Raw genomic sequence first — 19630 nt, forward strand, 5'->3', positions numbered from 1 at the left:
TTAAATTTATAGAGGTTCTTTATGGGGCTTTTATGGGAAACATCATATTAAAGATTACCGCACTGGTATGCGCGATGGCCCTTTGGTTCTATGTCATCTCGCTCAAGGACTTCCAACTGACAATGGAAGTTCCGCTTACGTTCGTGAAATTGCCCGAAGCACTCGCGATTGCATCTAAACCGCCTAGCACCGTTTCCGTGATTGTCGAAGGAAAGCCCCTCGACCTCATCCGCCTGCAGTCGCAAAAGCAGGCCGCGATGGTTGTCGACATGCACCTTGCCGAACTCGGCTCCAAGCGCATCCATCTTGATTCCAAGAACTTCGTGGCCCCGAACTTTACAAGCGTCCACTATGTGGAACCCGACAACCAATACCTCTTCATTGACGTTGCCGTCGACACCCGAATCGAACGCAGCATCCCCATCAAGAACAATGTGACATTCAGCGCCGCTCCGGGCTACGTTATCGTTCAGCAACCCAAGCTCATGCAAGAAGACCTCATGGTTTCTGGCGCTAGGAACGCCCTCACGCGCATTATCGACATCCCGACAGATTCCATCTTCAAGGACAGCATCAAGGAAAGCCAGACGTTCTCTGTCCCGCTCGCGACCGATCAGCTTCCGCCGTTTGTAACACCGAGCGATACTGTCGCAAAGATTTTTGTCGATGTTCAAAAAATCAAGTCCAAAGAATTCAAGAACATCCCCATCCACCTTATCGGTTTCTACGACCGCGCTTTGAACACGCTCTCTCCCCAGCAAGCTACAGTTGAAGTCACTGGCGGTGAAAAGGTCATTGAAGCCATCCAGCACAACGATATCGAACTTTTCATCGAATACAATCGTTTCGCCATCGAAGATGCCGACAGCCTTGCACCGACAATCAAGTTGAACCTGCCGCCAGACATCGACCGCAATATGTCCATCAAGGCAGTTCTTGTCAAACCCGACAAGATCAAGCTTATCAAGACAAAAACCGAGGACGAGAACAAAGACGAGGATTATGGAATATGATTTGGCTTGGAATTGAAACCAGCTGCGACGAAACTGCATGTGCCGTTTTGCAAGACGACCCGCTTAAAGTTCTTTCGAACCCTCTCTATAGCCAAATTGATGAACACGCGCTTTACGGAGGAGTTGTCCCCGAAATCGCAGCGCGTGCGCACCTCCAAAAAATCGCCCCCATTGCCGAAGCAGCCGTTAAAGAAGCAGGCATTGAGCTCAAGGATATTGACGCTATCGCCTACACCACGGGTCCAGGCCTCATGGGTCCCCTCCTTGTTGGCGCTAGTTTTGCCAAAGGGCTTGCCCGCGATTTGAACATTCCCGCTTATGGCATGAACCATCTCGAAGGGCATCTCGCTGCAGCCTGGCTTTCTAACCCGGACATCGAACCGCCGTTTTTGACGCTCACCGTCTCGGGTGGCCACACGGAACTTGTGATGGAAGAACCGGGTTTCAAGTACACAAGCATCGGACGTACCCGCGATGACGCCGCCGGCGAAGCATTCGACAAATGCGGAAAGCTCCTCGGACTGAAATACCCGGCAGGTGCCACCATCAGCCGTTTGGGCAAGGACAAGAACCGCAAATTCATCGAATTTCCGCGTGCGCTCCACACCCATGACAACTGCGAATTTTCGTTCAGCGGCCTAAAGACCGCCGTACTCCGTTACACCGAAACGCACGACCCAGAATTTATCCAGCAGAACCTTGGCGATATTTGCGCATCGCTCGAAGATGCCATTGTCGATAGCCTTGTCACAAAGACCATCAACGCGCTCAAGAAAACGAAGATGAAAACTCTCGTGATGGGCGGAGGCGTAAGTGCCAACAGCTGGCTCAGAACACGTCTGCAGGATTACTGCGACAAGAAAGGAATCCGTTTTTGCGTTCCCGACCGCAGCCTGAGTACGGACAACGGAGCGATGATTGCCGCAGCAGCCATCCGCCGCAAGTTGCAAGGCAAGCTCGAGTCCATTGATGTCGTGAAGCCGTGGATGCCGCTCGCACTGTAGGCCATAGGCCGTGGGCGGTAATCCCCTATATAATACAGTTTATCAGGTCCGCGCAAGCGGACTTCTTTATTTTACCCCAAACACAACCTTCTTTTCTTGCCATCCCCCTCACTTATGTTTGTTTTTCGCAACATTTCATTTTATATTATAGATATGGTATTCAAAGTAACACAGAAGGTTCGTGCAGCCATCGGTTCCCGAGTGGCATTTTTGATAATTTGTCTCGTTGCGGCTTCGTGGGCACAAGACTTGAACAAACCTATCAGCGACGCAGATGTTTTCCGCCCCGAAAAGCGCGAAACCAAAGTTCAGATGGTCGATTCAACGAAAACCAACGATGTCAAGTTGAACGTTGATATTTTTGCTGACGGTTTTATCGGTTCGTATTACATCCTTTGGGACAACATTGACTTGTCCGAAGATATCAAAAAGATGATTCAGAGCCGCGACTTTGCACGAGATGAATTCTTTATGCAAAACATCGACCGTGAGCAGTTTGAACAGGAACGCATGTTGCAACTGTTTGAAGACCGCAAGCAGGAGTTCTTCAAGATTTTCCCCGACGAAGCACTCAAGGAACTTCAAGAAAAACAAGCAGACGAATAGAGCGGCATAGCCGCAGTTATGAATGAAGAGTTCAGAATTAGGACTGCAGCAAAAATCGAGAATCGCCGTCCATGTCATGCCCGCCACCAAGCGGGCATCTCTGTATTTGTCATGCCCGACTTGATCGGGCATCTCCTTTTACTAGATTTTCTAACGATCAATGACTAATAACTAACGACTAGCAAATGTTTTCGCAAGAACGTGCATTCACAGATTGGCAGCTTACGGGTTTCGGTAGCGCACCGGCATTTCTTTTCGAGACAATCGAAAGTACGCACAAGCTCATGAAGGCCATGGCGAGCAATGGAGAAATCGCACCCGGGACACTCTTTGTTGCCGATTCTCAAAGCAATGGACATGGACGTCACGAACGAACCTGGGACTCCCCCGCCGGAAAAAACCTTTACTTCAATATTCTAATCCCGCTAGAAGGCATCCCCGCCAATCGTTTCGCACAAATTACGCAAGTGGCGGCACTCACGTTTGCAGAAACGTTCAATAATATTCATTCCGCAATTCAGGACAGCGCGCAGTTCGCAAATGTAAACGCGGTCGATAAATGCGCCACCCCCACGAACGCAAACCGCGCAAAACCAGAAATCGTAACCGCCCCGAAAATTACAGTCAAGTGGCCGAACGACATTCTCTTTGGCAAAAGCAAGTTCTGCGGAATTTTAGCGGAAATCGTTTATACACGCACACATCAATCGGGGACGACAAGTGAGAATGCGCCGCGCCCAGCACTCAACATGGGAATCGGCATCAACGTCAACAGCGATCCCGAAGATTATGCCCACCTGAACCGAGCAGTCACTACGCTCAAAGCCATTTTCGGGCGCACAATCAATCGAGAAATACTTTTGCAACAACTCATCGGGAATCTCGAACGCGCCATCGGGCAGTTTAAAGCATTCGGCATTCGCCCCTGGGTCGCTGCATGGAAACGCATGGACCAGTTCATTGGCGCCCGCGGCACCATTGTCGTAAACAACCGCTGCACCGATCAAAACCGCGAAACAGGCGAAGGTGCTATCAAAAAATCCGGCACCATCATCGACATGCAAGATGACGGCAGCCTGCTCTTCAAATGCGATGACGGCACAATCGAAACCGTCATTTCTGCAGATTTAGAGATCTAATTTTCCGCGCATTCTCATACGCAATTTCCACACATTTGTGCACATATTTCATGCGCATTTCGTGCACTTTCCCCACGTTTTTTCAAATGTATTTTGTGCACATTCTCAAACGTACAACGTTTACAACACTTCTTTTGCACAAAAAATTGTAACCATACTCATACAATTAAAATATTTGTATATTGCGCCTAAAATAAGGAGGCAATATGCACATTTTTCAAAGTGCATCCAGGAAGACACTGTTTTCAGCGTGTCTAATTCTTCCGTTTTTCATGTACGCTTGCGGTGGCGACAGCGGCAGCAGCGCGGCAGAAAACGACAACGACATTGAAGAAGATGACGAAGACAACCTCGGTGGTGAAAATTTCAAAGATACCTCCATTACCGCCACTACTTACAATTCCAATGTCGGTGTTGTAAGCATCATCAAAGACGAAATTTTAGACGTAAAAAGCGGTAATTCCTACAAAACAATCCAATTCGGCCCTTACACATGGATGGCCGAAAACGCCAACTACAAAGTTTCCCGCAGCGCCTGCTATGACGAAGATACGGACAACTGCAAAAAACTCGGACGCCTGTACCAAAACACGAATGCCTCCCAAGCATGCCCAAGCGGTTTCAAGATTCCCTCCGAAGCAGACTTCAAGTACATCGTCCGTTTCGCAAGCAACATCACCGACCGCGATTTCGGATTCAATCCGCAAATGTCCGGCTACTGCGAAACCGTAAATGGCGAACTCCAGTGCAGCCGTGGAGGCAAAGAAGCATACTACCAAACCTCCGATTTCAATATTTTCAGAGTCAACGGTAATGGCAAATACGATTTCCCTGAAGCCAATTACAGCGCCTATTACGCTCTCCGTTGCGTAAAAGTTTCGCACTTTGTCGAAACCGAAAAGCAACTCCCCATTTGCGATTCCACAACATACAATAGCCTCAGCAACTTCTACATTGCAAGCAAAGGATACAACTACCGTTGCAACAGAAAAAAATGGGTCGAGGCCGACGACAACAATTCCTGCCCTTCCGCGGAACGTGGCGAGAAGCATTACTACAAAGACACCTTATTCGTTTGCCGAGGCACATGGCAATACGCAACGATGAACGATGTAGATGCCAGCTGCACCATAAAAAATCAGTGGGAAGTCCGCAAGCTGAACGGTCAAAACTACATCTGTGACGATTCCACCTGGCGCAAGCCCTCCACCATCGAAACCGCCATCGGGCTTTGCAATCTCGACAGTTTAAAGAAGACAAAAGCCTACATCGACGATGACGACACCACAGGTTACATCTGTGATTCTTCAGGCTGGCGCAAGGCTGTACTCATCGATTCCATTGGCACATGTACTGCCAAAAATCAATGGGCACTCAAAATAAACTACAGGAAAAAATACATCTGCGATGATTCCACTTGGCGTAAGCCCAGCACCATCGAAGATTCCATCGGGCTTTGCACTCCTGACAGCCTGAATAAAATGAAAACCTTGAAAACCAAGTCGGATTCCACGCATTACTTCTGCGACACAACCGGCTGGCGCAAGGCTGTACTCATTGACTCCATCGGCCAGTGCACCAAAGACAGGCAATGGGAGCAAAAGAAAAATTACAGCAAGAACTACCTCTGTAGGGATTCCAGCTGGCGTAAAGCAACCGCTCGCGAAGATTCCATCGGATTCTGCATTCCGAGCAAAAACGGCAAAATCGATTCACTCAAGAGTTCCAGCAGCTACGAATCTTACTATTGCGATTCCACAAGCTGGCGCAGCACCGTCTTGGCGGACTTCCATGGCACCTGCGATTCCACAAAGTTCTACAGCACCGTTGAATACAAAGGAAGCACCTATGCTTGCCGCACCACAAAATCGTGGACAACTTTGAGCAGCACCGAAAAGAATCTTGGCGTTTGCACCCCAAAGATTTACGGTAAAATCGACTCCTTAAAATCTAGCGGTACAAGCTACATTTGCGATTCCACAGGTTGGCGCAGCATTGTCTTGGAAGATGTCGCCGGGAAATGCGATTCGACCAAGTTCTATAACACCGTCGAATACAAAGGAAGCTCTTACGCTTGCCGCACCACAAACAAATGGACAACCCTAAGCAGCACCGAAAAAAGCATCGGCATTTGCATGCCCAAGATTTACGACAAAATTGACACCATAAAATCAAGTGGAACAAGTTACATCTGCGATACCACCGGTTGGCGAACAGCGACTGTTTATGACTATTACGGTGCATGCGATTCCACAAAACTCTATACATCAAAGACAGTCAGCGGAATTACATACGGCTGCCAAAATGCCAAATCTTGGGAAAAGCTCACGCACCCCACAACGGTATTCGGATTCTGCACGCCCAAACTTAAAGGCACCTTGAAAGCAGACAGCACAAACAAGATTTACATTTGCGACTCGCTCTGGAGAGTAGCAACAAAAGACGAAGTTCTCGGCGTATGCGATGAAGACAACGAAGGCCTCGAAAAAACTTACAGTTCCATCAAGTACGCCTGCATCAACAAGGAATGGCGCACCTACACAAGTCTAGAGAAATCTATAGGCCTGTGCTACAAAGGAACATTGGGCAAAATAGCATCCGACAATAACGTCACCTACATCTGCAAAGAAGACGGATGGAAAAAATACGCCATCGAAGATGCTTATGGAAAATGCACTAATTCTATAAAGGGAAAGATTGTCGAATTCGGAAATGAAACGTACGGCTGTGCGGGCTATTACTGGAGAAAACTGGACTCCCTTGATTTAACCTTCGGCATGTGTCTAAAAAGAGATGAACACAAAATATACGAATACAATGGAAACCACTATTTTTGCGATGACGATGAATGGGAAATCGCACCTTATTGGAACGTTCTCGAAAAATGTACCAAGGCCATAGAAGGGAAAATTGTAAAATACCGCGAAAAACAATACTATTGCTCCCAGCCCGAAGGCTGGCAAGAATACGACGCGCTTGATAAAGAACTTGGAAAGTGCGATTCCAAAAGTTATGGAATAAGCAAAGTCTATAACGGATATAATTACGGTTGCGTCACTGAAAATGGTAATGACTCAAAACGTCATAAATGGCGAAAAGAGAACGATTTGGACAAAGCTTTAGGATTCTGCTACGGGAATACATATGATTGGACGGTTTACGAGGGAAAAGATTACGTATGCAATGATGACGGAGAGTGGTACACAGCCTCATCTCTTTGGGCCATGTATTCTATCTGCGATGACAGATTTCCCGCAAGACTCGGTAAAACAGTAGGCTTTAAAGGTCAACACTATTATTGCAATGTCGATATGGAACCATCCAATTCAAAAACTGATGGCTGGTACGCATTACAACCCATCGATAGCATCAAAGGCCCCTGCTACTTCAACAAACTTGGCGACACATTGACTTTTGAAGGGGAATATTATTATTGCGGTAAAAACACTTCTAAAGTTTACAGATGGATTCCTGCAACCAAGATGACCGAATATTACGGCAAATGCACATCATCCAACGACGGCGTAACCGTTTCATTTGAAGGTAGCCATTACCAATGCAACGATGGTCTATGGCATAGAGATCCAACCGACTATGTATCCATAACAGACTCCAGAGACGGAAAGCAATACAAGACCATCAAAATTGGTACACAAGAATGGATGGCCGAAAACTTGAAGTACGAAGTTGAAGGCAGCTGGTGCGGCGGAAACCTCAATGGATGCGTCAAGTATGGCCGCCTATACAGCTGGGACATGACCATGGGTCTTCCAAAAAATTACAACCCAACTCTAGTAGACATCGAAAATCCTGAAAATCATCAAGGTATTTGCCCTGACGGATGGCGCGTACCCTCAAGTACAGATTGGGCAACACTGTTAAAAGAATGCAGCGTAGCCGAACTCAGAACAACTCTTACAGGATACGATTCTGAACATACCGATTTCTGCGGATTCACAGCAATACCGACGGGTTACGAAAACGTTAAACAAACAAACAATACTGACTACACAGAAGAACTCAGTTCCATCGGTAGCGAAATTGCTTTCTGGAGTTCAGAACAGAACGACAAGGACTTCGCAACAGCGGCATCACTCTCCGTGAAAACCAATATCACAAACCCGTTATATTCAAGGCTTAAGAGAAACGGTTACTCCATCCGTTGCATAAAATCGGGTTCTAATTAAGGTGGCAACATGAATATTTCGCAACAATCTTTCCGAAAAGCATTTTTTTCTTTATGCCTTGTTCTTCCGTTTTACATAAGCGCTTGCGGTAGCGATGATGGCAGCAACGCGACATCGCCTACAACAAATGAAGATGACGACGACAACCTCGGAGGTGACGCATTCAAGGACACCTCCATTACAGGAACCCAATACAAATCCAATGCAGGCATCGTAAACATCATCAAGAGTGAAATTCTCGACGAAAAAAGCGGAAAGACCTACAAGACAATCCAGTTCGGTCCATACACTTGGATGGCCGAAAATGCGAACTACAAGATTTCCCGCAGCGCCTGTTACGATGAAGATACCGACAACTGCAAAATATTCGGTCGCCTGTACCAAAGTTCGAGCGCCTCCCAAGCGTGTCCAAGCGGTTTTAAAGTACCCACGGAAGCCGACTTCAAATATATGGTCAGCTTTACAAACAATATCGCCGACCCCGCTTTCGGATTCAATCCGCAAATGTCCGGCTACTGCGAAACCGTAAACGGAGAACTCCAATGCAGTCGCAGCGGCAAAGAAGCCTACTACCAGACCTCCGATTTCAATATTTTCAGAGCCAACAGCAAAGGCAAATACGATTTTCCCGACGCCAACTACAGCGCCTATTACGCACTCCGCTGCATGAAGGTATCGCACTTCGTCGAAAACGATAAGCAGCTCCCCATTTGCGATTCCACCACATACAGCAACCTCAGCGAATTCTTCGTTGCAAGCAAGGGTTCCAACTACCGCTGCAACAGAAAGAAATGGGTCGAAGCCGATGACAATTCCTGCCCATCTTCGGAACGCGGCGAAAAGCACTACTACAAAGACTCATTGTACATTTGCAACTACTCCTGGGAACTTGCAACCATGAACGATGTAGACGCAAGTTGCACCAAGAAAAATCAATGGGAAGTGCGGAAACTGAACGGTCAAAGCTATATCTGCGATGAATCCACTTGGCGCAAGCCCTCCTCCATCGAATCCGCCATCGGGCTCTGCACTCCAGACAGCGTAAATAAGATGAAGTCCGAAATAAACAAGGGCGATACCACGGATTACGTCTGCGATTCTACAGGTTGGCGCAAAGCCGTCCTCATAGACTACATTGGTCCATGTGATTCGAGCAAATACTATACCGTCAAAAAACACCAAGACACATCTTACGCTTGCCGCACTACAAAAACATGGACGACATTGAACAGCACCGAAAAAGAAATCGGTGTCTGCACGCCAAAACAAAAGGGCAAAATCGACTCCATCATGACGAAAAACGATACAACGCACTATTACTGCGATTCAACCAGTTGGCGCAAAGCTACTTTAGTTGAATTATTCGGCAAATGCGACAGCACCAAATATTTCAGCACCGTCAAATTCGAAAAAACAACTTACGCCTGCCGCAAGAACAACAACTGGGAAAAAGTGACAAGCGTCGAAGATAGTCTCGGTTTTTGCACTCCGGATAAAAAAGGAAAACTGGACACGATTGGAACAAGCTCCTATTACTACTGTGACGATTCCGGTTGGCGTAAAGCTGTTGCCGATGATTACCTTGGCGTATGCGATTCCACGTTCAAATACAAAATGAAGTACCTGTGGGGTAACGATTACGGTTGCAAGGACGGCCCCAAATGGGAATACCTCGAATATCCCGAAAGCGATCTCGGCTATTGCGTTCCTGAATTCAAAGGATTAGTCAGAATTGACCGATATGCGACGAGCTACATTTGCGATACCAAGTGGCGCACCGCAACAAAAGCAGAAGCTCTCGGGACATGTTCAGACGAAAACGAAGGTAAAAAAGACGGATTCAAAGAAAACAACAAAACGACTTGGTATGTCTGCGCCTTCGACAGCTGGCGCGAAAAAACAACACAAGACGATTCCCTTGGTGTTTGCACAAAGCAAAAGTTGAAGAAAACAGGCAAAGTCGGCTCTACGGAATATATCTGTACAAAAACCGGCTGGGTCATCCCGACGCTTGTTCTCGTACACGATTCTTGCACCGCAGAACGAGAAAAAGAACTCGTACAGTACCAGAACAAGACCTACGTATGCCGAAGCAAGAGATGGACTGAAGTCACCGGTATTGAATCCATAAATGGATTGTGCACCACGGAACGCGAAAACGAGTCTACCACGTACCAAGAAAAGCTCTATGTCTGCCGTAACGAGAAATGGACACAAGCCACAGACCTCGAAGTAGAAGACGGAATTTGCACCACCAAAAGAGAAGGCGAAATTGTCGTTTACTCATCGACAAACGCCATATACCAATGCAAGTCACAAACATGGACATCTATCACAGCAGCAACAGCTCTGGGCAACTGCACCGAAACCAACAAAGGTGAAACCAAGACACTCGACAAAGTCGATTTCTTCTGCTCTCAAAACAAGACATGGAAAGTTGTCACAGATCTTTATAAGCAATTCGGAGAATGCACCTGCGACACCCGAGGCAAAACCGTTACACTCAAAGGCGATAAATATGGGTGTATCGGGACAAGGAATTGCGCAAACCCGACCTGGGTTAAATATACCCCAGTAATTGAAGCTTTAGGGTTATGCGACGCTTATGATTCTAAATTGAAATGGGGCGTTTATAACGGAACAGATTACATCTGTAGAACAAATTATTCAGAATGGGAAACAGCCTCAACTGAATGGGGCAACTATGGTCGTTGCAATGAACTAAATTCATCATTATACGGAACTTTTATCGGAGCCAAAGGGCAACGCGCCTATTGTGATGAAGGACTATTCAGTTCATACTTTGATGATGGCTGGTACGTACTCACAGCACTAGACTCGGTCGATGGCGTTTGCACGAAAAAAAGAGTTAATGATACTATATCCTACCAAGGTGTTTCATACTATTGCAAAACGAAAAAGGCAGAACACTACACAGAAGGCTACGCCTGGATACCAGCACCATCTCCCGATGTTTTCTTTGGTGCATGTAACCTTGCGAAAGAAGGCCGCAAAGGAATAATGAACGGGAAAAACTTTATTTGCTACGATGGTGTTTGGATTAGAGACCCTGCCGATTACGGTTCCATCACAGACGCTAGAGACGGGAAAAAATACAAGACCATCAAAATAGGCAAGCAAGAATGGTTGGCAGAAAACCTGAATTACAATGTCGATGGAAGCTGGTGCGGAGGCACTCAAAACGGATGCGAGACTTTCGGACGCCTTTACAGCTGGAACATGGCTGTAGGGCTCCCTAAAAACAACAATCCAAGCATTGTAGACATTCCTGATCCTGATTCACATCAAGGCATTTGCCCTAGCGGGTGGAGGCTACCGACAACCATCGATTGGAATCAATTGCTTCAAGAATGCAGTCCCGCCGATCTCCGCAAGGATCTTGCCAAAACCGACTCCGCAAACACGGACATCTGCGGTTTTTCAGCATTACCAGCAGGCTACATCAACATTTTTTACAGAAATGGAATTGACTACACAGAAGAACTCACAATGACTACTTACAACGATAACAGGTACTTCTGGAGTTCTGAACAAATGACAGACTCCACAGCAATGAAATTGTATTTCACAAGCAACAGGACTTCAAACAACGGTTTCAATCAAGAGATGAAAAAAAATGGTCTTGCAGTCCGCTGCATAAAGAAATAAAACTTGAAGCGTCCGCAACAGCGGGCGCTTTCTTTATACGAGAATTTATACAAGAATGCCGCCCGATCTGTTCATCGGGCGGCATTTCTTTATACATACTTCCTACTGTCTACTATTTTTTGAAGTACATGCTGCCGATAAGCGAAACGGCAAGCATCACAATCATCGCGGTAAGGCCCATGTCCACCAATTCACGATTTTGATCTGCGGCACCTGTTTCGAGGAGTATCACGCAGACAAGCGCTAAAACAGCAGCAACGCCACCCATTTGGTGGAACATTTTCACTTTTTCTTCGTTCGTGAATTTTCCGTTCGGTCTGTTAATAAAGGGCATTGACATCACCTCCAAGGCAAATCCAAACAATAAGCCCAACCATCACAAGGGCACTAATAGCAACATTCGCGAGGAAAAAGTCGCGGTTCATGGCATCCAAATCATTGGACTTTCTGAACAAGTGAATATAGACTATTGCAGCGGTCATGAGTCCCGTGACCGTCCACCAAATCCAACCCATATTCCAGAAAAAGCCGAATACCACACAAAGAGCAAGCATCGCCAAATGGCTCGCCAAAGCAATGCGCAAAGACTTTTCAATTCCAAACCGCGCGGGCACGGAATGTAATCCCTGCTTGCGGTCGATTTCAATGTCCTGAGTTGCATAAATGATATCGAAGCCTCCCATCCAGAGCATCAGAATGAACAAGAGAAAAATCGGGAACACCGCAAATTCGCCACGCACCGCAATCCAGGCGCCGAGCGGGCTCATTCCGATGGCAAAGCCGAGGAACCAGTGGCAAAGCCACGAGAAGCGTTTCCAGTAAGAATAGGAGAGCAACAGTAACCACACGGGAAACGCGAGTAAGCCCGCGAGGGGCTGCAAAAGCGCAGCGAACAGCACGAACAAGATTCCATTCAACGCAAGGAAAGCAATCACCGATTTACGGCTAAGGCGCCCTGCCGGTAAATGACGTTTTGCCGTACGCGGATTTTCAGCATCGAACTTGGCATCGGCAATGCGGTTAAAGCTCATGGCGCTATTACGGGCGGTCACCATGCAAAGGACTATCAGAACGAAAATGCGGGCTGTTTCGTAAGCGCTCATATCGCGGAATCCATTTGCAGCAACCCACATGGAACCAAGCGCAAAAGGCATCGCAAAAAGCGAATGGCTCAAACGAACAAGATGTGTAAATTCAAGGATTTTATTCATGGTTTAGTTATTAGTCATTGGTCAATGGTCATTGGTTGTCATTCCCGCTGGAGCTTGCCCCGGACTTGTTCCGGGGAGCGGGAATCTCCTTTCTTCCCCGCTCCACACTTTAGCAACACTCGCGACAAGCGATTGTTCAACGCCCAAATGCTTCAGAACTTTCGCGACCACGGTATCCACGAGTTCTTCCATTGTCGTAGGCTTGCTGTAGAACTGCGGCGAAGCAGGAATCACGACAGCCCCCGCCAAAGTCACACGCTTCATATTTTCGATATGGATCAAGTTATACGGCATTTCGCGCGGCACAATCACAAGCGGGCGGCGTTCCTTGAGGCAAACATCTGCTGCACGCACAAGCAAGTTGTCCGATGTTCCCGCCGCAATACGTCCAAGCGTTCCCATGGAGCACGGCACTACTGCCATGCCCGCAATATCGCTAGAACCGCTAGCACATTCCGCAAAGAAATCATCGACATTGCAAACATCTTTGCAATAGTCATAGAGAGCATTTTGGCCTTCGTATTCCAGCACTTGCTTTCCCGGGTGCGTCACGATGAGCGTCACATCGTGACCACAGCGATGCAAATGCATCGCTGTGCGCGTGGCATAAATAATGCCGCTTGCACCCGTAACGCCTAGCACATATCGACTCATGCAGCACTCTCAGGCTTACGCAAGAACACGCCAAACGAAATTCCGCCATCGAACATCTTTACTTTCTTGACTTCAAAACCACATTCTTCGGCCATCTTGCAGAATGCATCAACCGGCAGGAATCGGATAATTGAATTCACCAGATATTCATAGGCATCGCGCTTGCCACTAAAAAAAGCGCCCATTACAGGTATAAAAAGCGGTGCAAGAACTTTATAAAAGAACTTGTTGAACAAATTCCTTGGCGAAAAAAATTCCAGAACGCAAAGGTAGCCACCAGCATCTAGCACGCGATACGATTCCAGCAAGGCGCCACGTGCATCGGGCACATTGCGCATACCAAAACCGTTTAGGATTACGTCGAATTGTCTCTCTGCAAATGGCATTTTCATGGCATCGAGTTGCACCGCATGCGCATCAATTTTTTTCGGCTTGACTTCGGCGAGCATCCCGTACGAAAAATCGCCAATCACCGCCGGGTCCACAACAAAGTCGCGCGCACTTTCGCACTTGCAACCCGATTCAAAAATCTTGCGGAACGTATTGGCAAAGTCACCCGTGCCACCGCACAAGTCCAAAAGACGCACTTTATTCAAACCGCGCGGCATTTCAAGTGGCATTTTCGAAATAGACTTTTCAAGCGGCATTTCGTCTCGCGATCCAACAGTCTGCGACTTTTCCGTGAACATGTCCGCAGCCATCATCTTCTTCAGGCTCTTGCAACAATATCTACGCCACAGGACATCCTGATAACAACTCAAGAAATGATTCAAAAAATCATAGCGGCTCGCAATGCCATCGAACATTTTTCGCACAGGACTTTTCATATAACAAAATGTAGAAATAAAAAGCGACCTGGATTTTCATCCAGGCCGCGAATTTCATCACAAGCGGCGGCGCATCTCGGCAAGACTCATCTCGCCGTAGCGCACTCGTCGTTCTAAATTACTGGAACTGAGCCGTGAAGGTAGCGCCTTCCTTCGGTTCCACGAGGCGCGGATTGTCGGTCACGCCATCGCTCCAACCGGTAAACGTACCACCGGCAGAAACAGCAGTCAGCAAGATCGGGTTACCCACGAAGAACTTGCCCTTGAATTCCTTACTCGGAAGCGTTGCACCTTCCATGAGCACAGAGCCGCTTCCAGAAGCAGCGATTGTCACGGTAGCCATTCCACTCAAGCCGAATTCTTCTTCGTATTCGCTAATGACCTTGGAGTCACGCTTACCAGCCCATTCCTTCATGCATGAGCCGGTCTTATCGAATCCATGGCCGCAAGAGTTCTGGTAATACCTTTCATTCTGCTTGAACTTTTCAAGATCGCGCGTCATTTCGTTATTATCGATTGTCGAAACCATAGCATCAACGATCTTTTCAACATTCTTGCCGTTCGTATAGCTGTTGAACATCAAAGCAGAACGGTTGATGAACATACGCTTGAATTCCGGGTTCTTGATAAGCTGATTATAGAGGTTAGCAAAGCAGCCTTCTTCCTTGCACGGCTTGTTTCCGCCGCCCTTCTTGATCCAAGCGAACATGTTGCTGGACTGGTCAAATTCACCGCCGTTCACGCCCCACATCCAGTCAAAGCCATGGTCAAGGTCATAAACCATGAACTTCCACGGGTGTTCCGGAGCAGACCAGGCACGCACATTGTTGTTCGGCCAGTCACCATTGTGCATATAAATTTCTGCAGCCATGTAATCTGCCAAGTTGCCTACATCGAGCAACAACTTTGCGGCAGCATAGTTGGCATTGTTTTCGCCAGAGAAATCGTTTGTTGCCACAAAGTGGAGCATATTGTTGTAGGCATCGATTGTACCATTGCTGGCTTCGACTTCTTTACCCAAATGCTTGATGAAGTTCACCGAGTTGGCATCAATCTTGTAGTTCGTTTCTACGTAATGCTTGTTGAAGCGTTCACGCATGTCATGGATGCCATAGTACTTGCCGTTGTAGAACACCACCACCTGGCGGCTTCTCTGGTAGTCTACGCTCGTTCCTTCAAGGAGAGCACCACCCATAGCATCTTCGATGTAGTCGCTCACATAACGGTTACCATTATTGCGCAAGTTGAAGGACTTATACTTGTCATTCACGCCCTTGCGTGTTTCGAACAACGGATAATTGATGCTACCGTCTTCATATTCTTCACGGAGGCGGATAGAAACGGACTTCTTGTCGTTCAAGCGGCTATAGCCACCCATCAAAGAAATACCGGCATCCTTTTCCCATGTAGAGCCATCCTTCGTCGAAGAGCCCTTTTCGAAATATTCAACGTGAATCGGATATTCCACATCGGCATAAAGGCCAGCGCTATCGGCGCATCCTCTCGGAGCATCGCACTTGGTCTTGATATAATGTTCACGGAAGAAGCTGGAGTCAACACTAATTGCAACAATCGGCATTTTCACGGCTTCTTCATCAACGAAGAACGTACGAGTCGTCACCTTGCTCGAAAGCGCACCCTTCTTGAAAGCAGCGCAACGGAAAGCAACGCTATGGTCAATACGCTTCGGAGAATTGAATTCCGGAGAATTTTCGGTCGGAACAGAGCCATCCGTCGTGCAACGGAGTTTGACACCTTCGGCAAGAGAAGGCGGGTTCAAAGTAAACGCTTCATTATAGAAACCAGACTTGAGACCACTCATGTCGGCATCAGGAACAATTTCATCGTAAGATTTCGAGGTATTCGGCTGTTCCGGAGTAGCCTTTTCAAAATACTTCCAATAACCGCCATCGACAATACCCCAGCTGAGTCCAGCTGTCAATTCAGGATAGGCAACCGAGTCGCGAATTCCGTTAAACTTGTCGACCAAGTAAAGCGTACCGCCATTCTTATCGAGCTTCCAGTTGGTATGCGGACGAGTGTGACGGTCGCCATTATCAGCAATCGCTACAGAAGAAATATTCTTCTTGTCGCAGAATACAACTCTAAAGGATTTAGCCTTAAGAACATCGCGGCCAAACACCCACTTGCGCAAATTCTTCAAGTTTTCAACAAGCGTGTAACCTTCAAGGTCCACATCCTGATCACTGGAATTGTAGATTTCGACCCAAGACGGATCATTGCCTTCTTCGTCGAACCAATCCAAGTTCAGCGGAGAAATTTCGGTTATACGTAAAGCAGACTGTCCGATCCAACGGAGTGCGGTATCGGGCGGGAGATAATTAATAATAGTATCTCTAATAGTATCATTACTCGAAGTAACAATTTGTATGATATCCATGCTCGAAGAGTACGGATACATCGAACTAGAAGAAACTTTCGGATTACTGGTCCCACACCCATTAGCATTTAGGCACTGACCACCTTGTTGCGGAGCATTAAATGCACCTTCATTATTATCATCAGCACAGCCAACAACAAACGCTGTGCCAAAAACCGCAGCCAGAGAAAGAATCTCTCTAATCCATTTTTTTGAGCGAATCACGGCGACCACCTAAAAATAAAAAACACACTTCCCACAGATTTTACTATGGGACACCTCATAATTCCATCCAACAACTCTAAATTTAGTAGTTTTTTCAAAAAAATAACAGTAATATTCTCTTTACCCTTGACAAGCATCAAAAATTAAACTATTATTGGGTCACCAAAATGGTTCTGTAGCTCAGTTGGTAGAGCAGTGGACTGAAAATCCGCGTGTCGTTGGTTCAATTCCAATCGGAACCACGAAGAAACCTCGATTTTCATCGAGGTTTTTTCTTTATTTTCGGCATTTTTCCAGATAAGAGCCGCCTAAAAGCATCTTTTTCAAAAAAAATTGGCGCAAAGGACCCGTTCCCCTGCCAAAAAAATTTTACATGTGATTTAATTCACAGGTTGAAACAACCTAACGGAAATTAGAGCAAACCCTTCTTGGTAAACTCGCCACCGGGCCTATAACACGCAAAAAAATCATCCCAGTGTTCCATCAAGATGTCAATGAGTTCAGGCTGGAAATGCGTGCCCCTGGAATTTTTCATTTCTTCCTTGACTCGATCTTCGGGCCAGGCAGCCTTGTAGCAACGCGGGCTAGAAAGAGCGTCCAACACGTCTGCAACAGCGCAAATACGGGCAGCAAGAGGGATTTCTTCGCCTTTCAGCTTATCCGGATAGCCCATACCGTCCCAACGTTCGTGGTGTGCGCCCGCAATGTCAGAGGCCATGCAAAGCAAGTCCGTCTTGGAATCGCGGAGCAAAGTACGCCCGATTATGGAATGAGCCTTCATCCGGCTATATTCTTCAGGAGTCAAACGCCCCGCTTTATTCAGAATGACATCAGGAATACCGACCTTTCCAAGATCGTGCAGCGGAGCCGCATAGAAAATCAGTTCCTGCTGTTCCAAGGACAGCCCCAAATATCGGGCAAGCTTCAAGGAAATTTCGGCAACACGGTGAATGTGGTCGCCCACTTCCTGACTGCGGAATTCAGAGACTTCGCCCAAGATTCGGATAAGTTCCATGTGCGCGGACTTGAGTTCATTGGTATAACGTTCCAATTTTCCCGCATAGCGTTCAAGTTTTTGCGCACGAAAAGCTGATTCAATCGTCTTTGCAGAGTAAACTGAAATAAGCTTTAGACGTTCCAGGTCCTTACTGGAGAAGAACACATTGTCGCCAACCTTGTTAATCGCCTGGAACACGCCCATCACACGGCCATCGCTTTCCAGCGGCATCGTCATGACAGACGTTGTGTGGTAGCCATTCTTGATATCACTGCGGCGATCAAACCGAGCATCGCGGTACGCATCTTCGACAAGCACCGGTTCACCCGTCTTGAGGGAATACCCGACAAAGCCCGCCGAAAGCGGAATACGCAGCTCACTTACACCATGAGCCACCTTAGTCCACAATTCGTTCTTTTCTTCGTCGATGAGCCAAAGCGAGCAACGGTCGGCCTGAACAATCTTTCGGCCCAAATCCGCCATAAGCACCAGGAGGCTATCCGTTTTATGTTCAGCAGCAATTTTGGGCATATACTCGAACAAGAGAGCAGCGACTTCGCCGTCTCCAAGATCGGTAGCATTTCCCTGATAGCTCATAGTATGTAAAAAAATAGTTAATTCTGCACAAAATGCAAAGTATCGTTGACGATATCGAAGTAATTTTTCTATTCTTTGCGCACCATTTGGAGGAATAGGCTAATTGGTAAGTCAGCGGTCTTGAAAACCGCCGCCGTAAGGCTTGGGGGTTCGAGTCCCTCTTCCTCCGTAAAAGCTCCCTGCGGGGAGCTTTTTTTATTTCAACCACCATTATCGAAGCACGTCCCAATCCGCCCTGCAATCCGCCGCAAAGTCGGCCGCAGCCGACGCCGGCTCATCGTAAATCAGCGTACAAACATTCATCGGGAGCGCAAAATCAGCCCCAAACGCAGCCAAACACGCCGACGTCGTCGCCCCCGTCGTAAACACATCGTCCACGACAACAATACTCCCCCGCGGGGGCATTAGCCGCGGAAAATCCGGGACAAAAGCTCCCGCCACATTCAACTCGCGCTCTTCCTTCGAAAGTTTTGTCTGAGAAACCACGAACGTTTTGCGCTTTAGCCAGCGGCACACCTTACCGCCAGTCGCAGTCGCAAGTGCCGCCGCCAAAAGTTCAGCCTGGTTATACCCCCGCTCGCGATACCTCGCCCTATGTAGCGGCACCGGCACAAAATAAAGCGGTTGCGCCAGCATCGAAAGTTCCTGTGCGACCTCCCCATGCTTTACCGCCGAAGAACTCCGCACCAAGTAAGAAGCCAAGCCGGGAATATTCCGGTACTTGAGGGCATGTACAAGGCGCCTCGTCAAAGGCCGCATCGGGAACAGGCAAAAAACGCCATTAATCGGGAAAGAGGGCGAAAGCGCTTCGCGCGCAAGTTCAGCAGCACAAGCCGGACACAGCCACGGGTCTAGCCTCTCCGACGAAGTCCCGCACCCCAGGCACTCCATCCCAAAAACAAAATTTGCCACAGTCCTTAAAACGCCCATAAAGCCTCCTGCTATAAACCGGCGCAAAAACGCGCCCTATCTCTATAACACGCTTTTGACGCCTTCGGCGTCCGCGGTGTCATTCGGTCATAGAAAAAATGCGAGCATTTTTTCTGCGACACTCATATAACACGCTTTTTTCAGGCTTTTGTCCTAAGGAATTTTCGTAAATTTTTATTAGCGAGCTGATT

Annotated in this window: 13 protein-coding genes and 2 tRNA genes; 8 read left to right on the top strand and 7 right to left on the bottom strand. The window is 47.5% G+C overall.

The window, feature by feature from the left end; genetic code table 11:
- Positions 1–32 precede the first annotated feature (32 nt).
- The 6 genes from BUA34_RS10050 (at position 33) to BUA34_RS10075 (ending at position 11618) form a co-directional block, all read left to right on the top strand.
- Positions 33–1013: a CdaR family protein gene (locus BUA34_RS10050; RefSeq protein ID WP_072829172.1), complete on the top strand. Its 981-nt coding sequence runs from the start codon at positions 33–35 to the stop codon at positions 1011–1013.
- Positions 1010–2017, top strand: coding sequence for a tRNA (adenosine(37)-N6)-threonylcarbamoyltransferase complex transferase subunit TsaD (tsaD, locus tag BUA34_RS10055; RefSeq protein ID WP_072829177.1), 1008 nt, complete (start codon positions 1010–1012; stop codon positions 2015–2017). Before BUA34_RS10050 ends, tsaD begins: the two co-directional genes overlap by 4 nt.
- Before the next feature lie 153 nt (positions 2018–2170).
- The gene (locus tag BUA34_RS10060; RefSeq protein WP_254794423.1) at positions 2171–2623 is read left to right on the top strand and encodes a hypothetical protein; all 453 of its coding nucleotides are present in this window, start codon (positions 2171–2173) and stop codon (positions 2621–2623) included.
- 185 nt (positions 2624–2808) lie between these two features.
- Positions 2809–3762: a biotin--[acetyl-CoA-carboxylase] ligase gene (locus BUA34_RS10065; RefSeq protein WP_072829183.1), complete on the top strand. Its 954-nt coding sequence runs from the start codon at positions 2809–2811 to the stop codon at positions 3760–3762.
- A gap of 206 nt (positions 3763–3968) precedes the next feature.
- Positions 3969–7949, top strand: coding sequence for an FISUMP domain-containing protein (locus tag BUA34_RS10070; RefSeq protein ID WP_175545449.1), 3981 nt, complete (start codon positions 3969–3971; stop codon positions 7947–7949).
- Positions 7950–7958: 9 nt separating this feature from the next.
- Positions 7959–11618 (top strand): FISUMP domain-containing protein, encoded by a 3660-nt coding sequence (locus BUA34_RS10075; protein WP_072829188.1) that lies wholly within the window; start codon positions 7959–7961, stop codon positions 11616–11618.
- A gap of 112 nt (positions 11619–11730) precedes the next feature.
- Here the strand turns inward: BUA34_RS10075 and BUA34_RS10080 are convergent, their stop codons facing one another.
- From BUA34_RS10080 to BUA34_RS10100, 5 genes are all read right to left on the bottom strand, one after another.
- Positions 11731–11952 carry a hypothetical protein gene (locus BUA34_RS10080; protein WP_072829190.1) on the bottom strand — a complete coding sequence of 74 codons (222 nt, stop codon included), beginning with the start codon at positions 11950–11952 and terminating at the stop codon, positions 11731–11733.
- Entirely contained in the window at positions 11939–12829 is an 891-nt protein-coding gene (locus BUA34_RS10085) for a 4-hydroxybenzoate octaprenyltransferase (RefSeq protein WP_072829192.1), read from the bottom strand. Before BUA34_RS10085 ends, BUA34_RS10080 begins: the two co-directional genes overlap by 14 nt.
- 21 nt (positions 12830–12850) lie before the next feature.
- Positions 12851–13483: a UbiX family flavin prenyltransferase gene (locus tag BUA34_RS10090; RefSeq protein ID WP_254794425.1), complete on the bottom strand. Its 633-nt coding sequence runs from the start codon at positions 13481–13483 to the stop codon at positions 12851–12853.
- Positions 13480–14289 carry a class I SAM-dependent methyltransferase gene (locus tag BUA34_RS10095; RefSeq protein WP_254794446.1) on the bottom strand — a complete coding sequence of 270 codons (810 nt, stop codon included), beginning with the start codon at positions 14287–14289 and terminating at the stop codon, positions 13480–13482. Before BUA34_RS10095 ends, BUA34_RS10090 begins: the two co-directional genes overlap by 4 nt.
- 139 nt (positions 14290–14428) lie before the next feature.
- Positions 14429–16915 (bottom strand): CotH kinase family protein, encoded by a 2487-nt coding sequence (locus BUA34_RS10100; protein WP_072829660.1) that lies wholly within the window; start codon positions 16913–16915, stop codon positions 14429–14431.
- A gap of 169 nt (positions 16916–17084) precedes the next feature.
- On the opposite strand from BUA34_RS10100, the gene BUA34_RS10105 reads away from it, so the two are divergent.
- Positions 17085–17157, top strand: a tRNA-Phe gene (locus BUA34_RS10105).
- 170 nt (positions 17158–17327) lie between these two features.
- Here BUA34_RS10105 and BUA34_RS10110 read toward each other — a convergent pair.
- Complete coding sequence (locus BUA34_RS10110) at positions 17328–18509, bottom strand: HD-GYP domain-containing protein (protein ID WP_072829198.1); 1182 nt, start codon at positions 18507–18509, stop codon at positions 17328–17330.
- Positions 18510–18597: 88 nt separating this feature from the next.
- On the opposite strand from BUA34_RS10110, the gene BUA34_RS10115 reads away from it, so the two are divergent.
- Positions 18598–18678: transfer RNA gene (locus BUA34_RS10115), tRNA-Ser, on the top strand.
- A 41-nt stretch (positions 18679–18719) separates the two neighbouring features.
- Here the strand turns inward: BUA34_RS10115 and BUA34_RS10120 are convergent.
- A complete protein-coding gene (locus BUA34_RS10120) occupies positions 18720–19439 on the bottom strand; it encodes a ComF family protein (RefSeq protein ID WP_072829200.1) in 720 nt (239 codons plus the stop codon).
- Between the last annotated feature and the right edge of the window lie 191 nt (positions 19440–19630).

Source organism: Fibrobacter sp. UWB12, from assembly GCF_900142485.1.
Lineage (GTDB): Bacteria > Fibrobacterota > Fibrobacteria > Fibrobacterales > Fibrobacteraceae > Fibrobacter.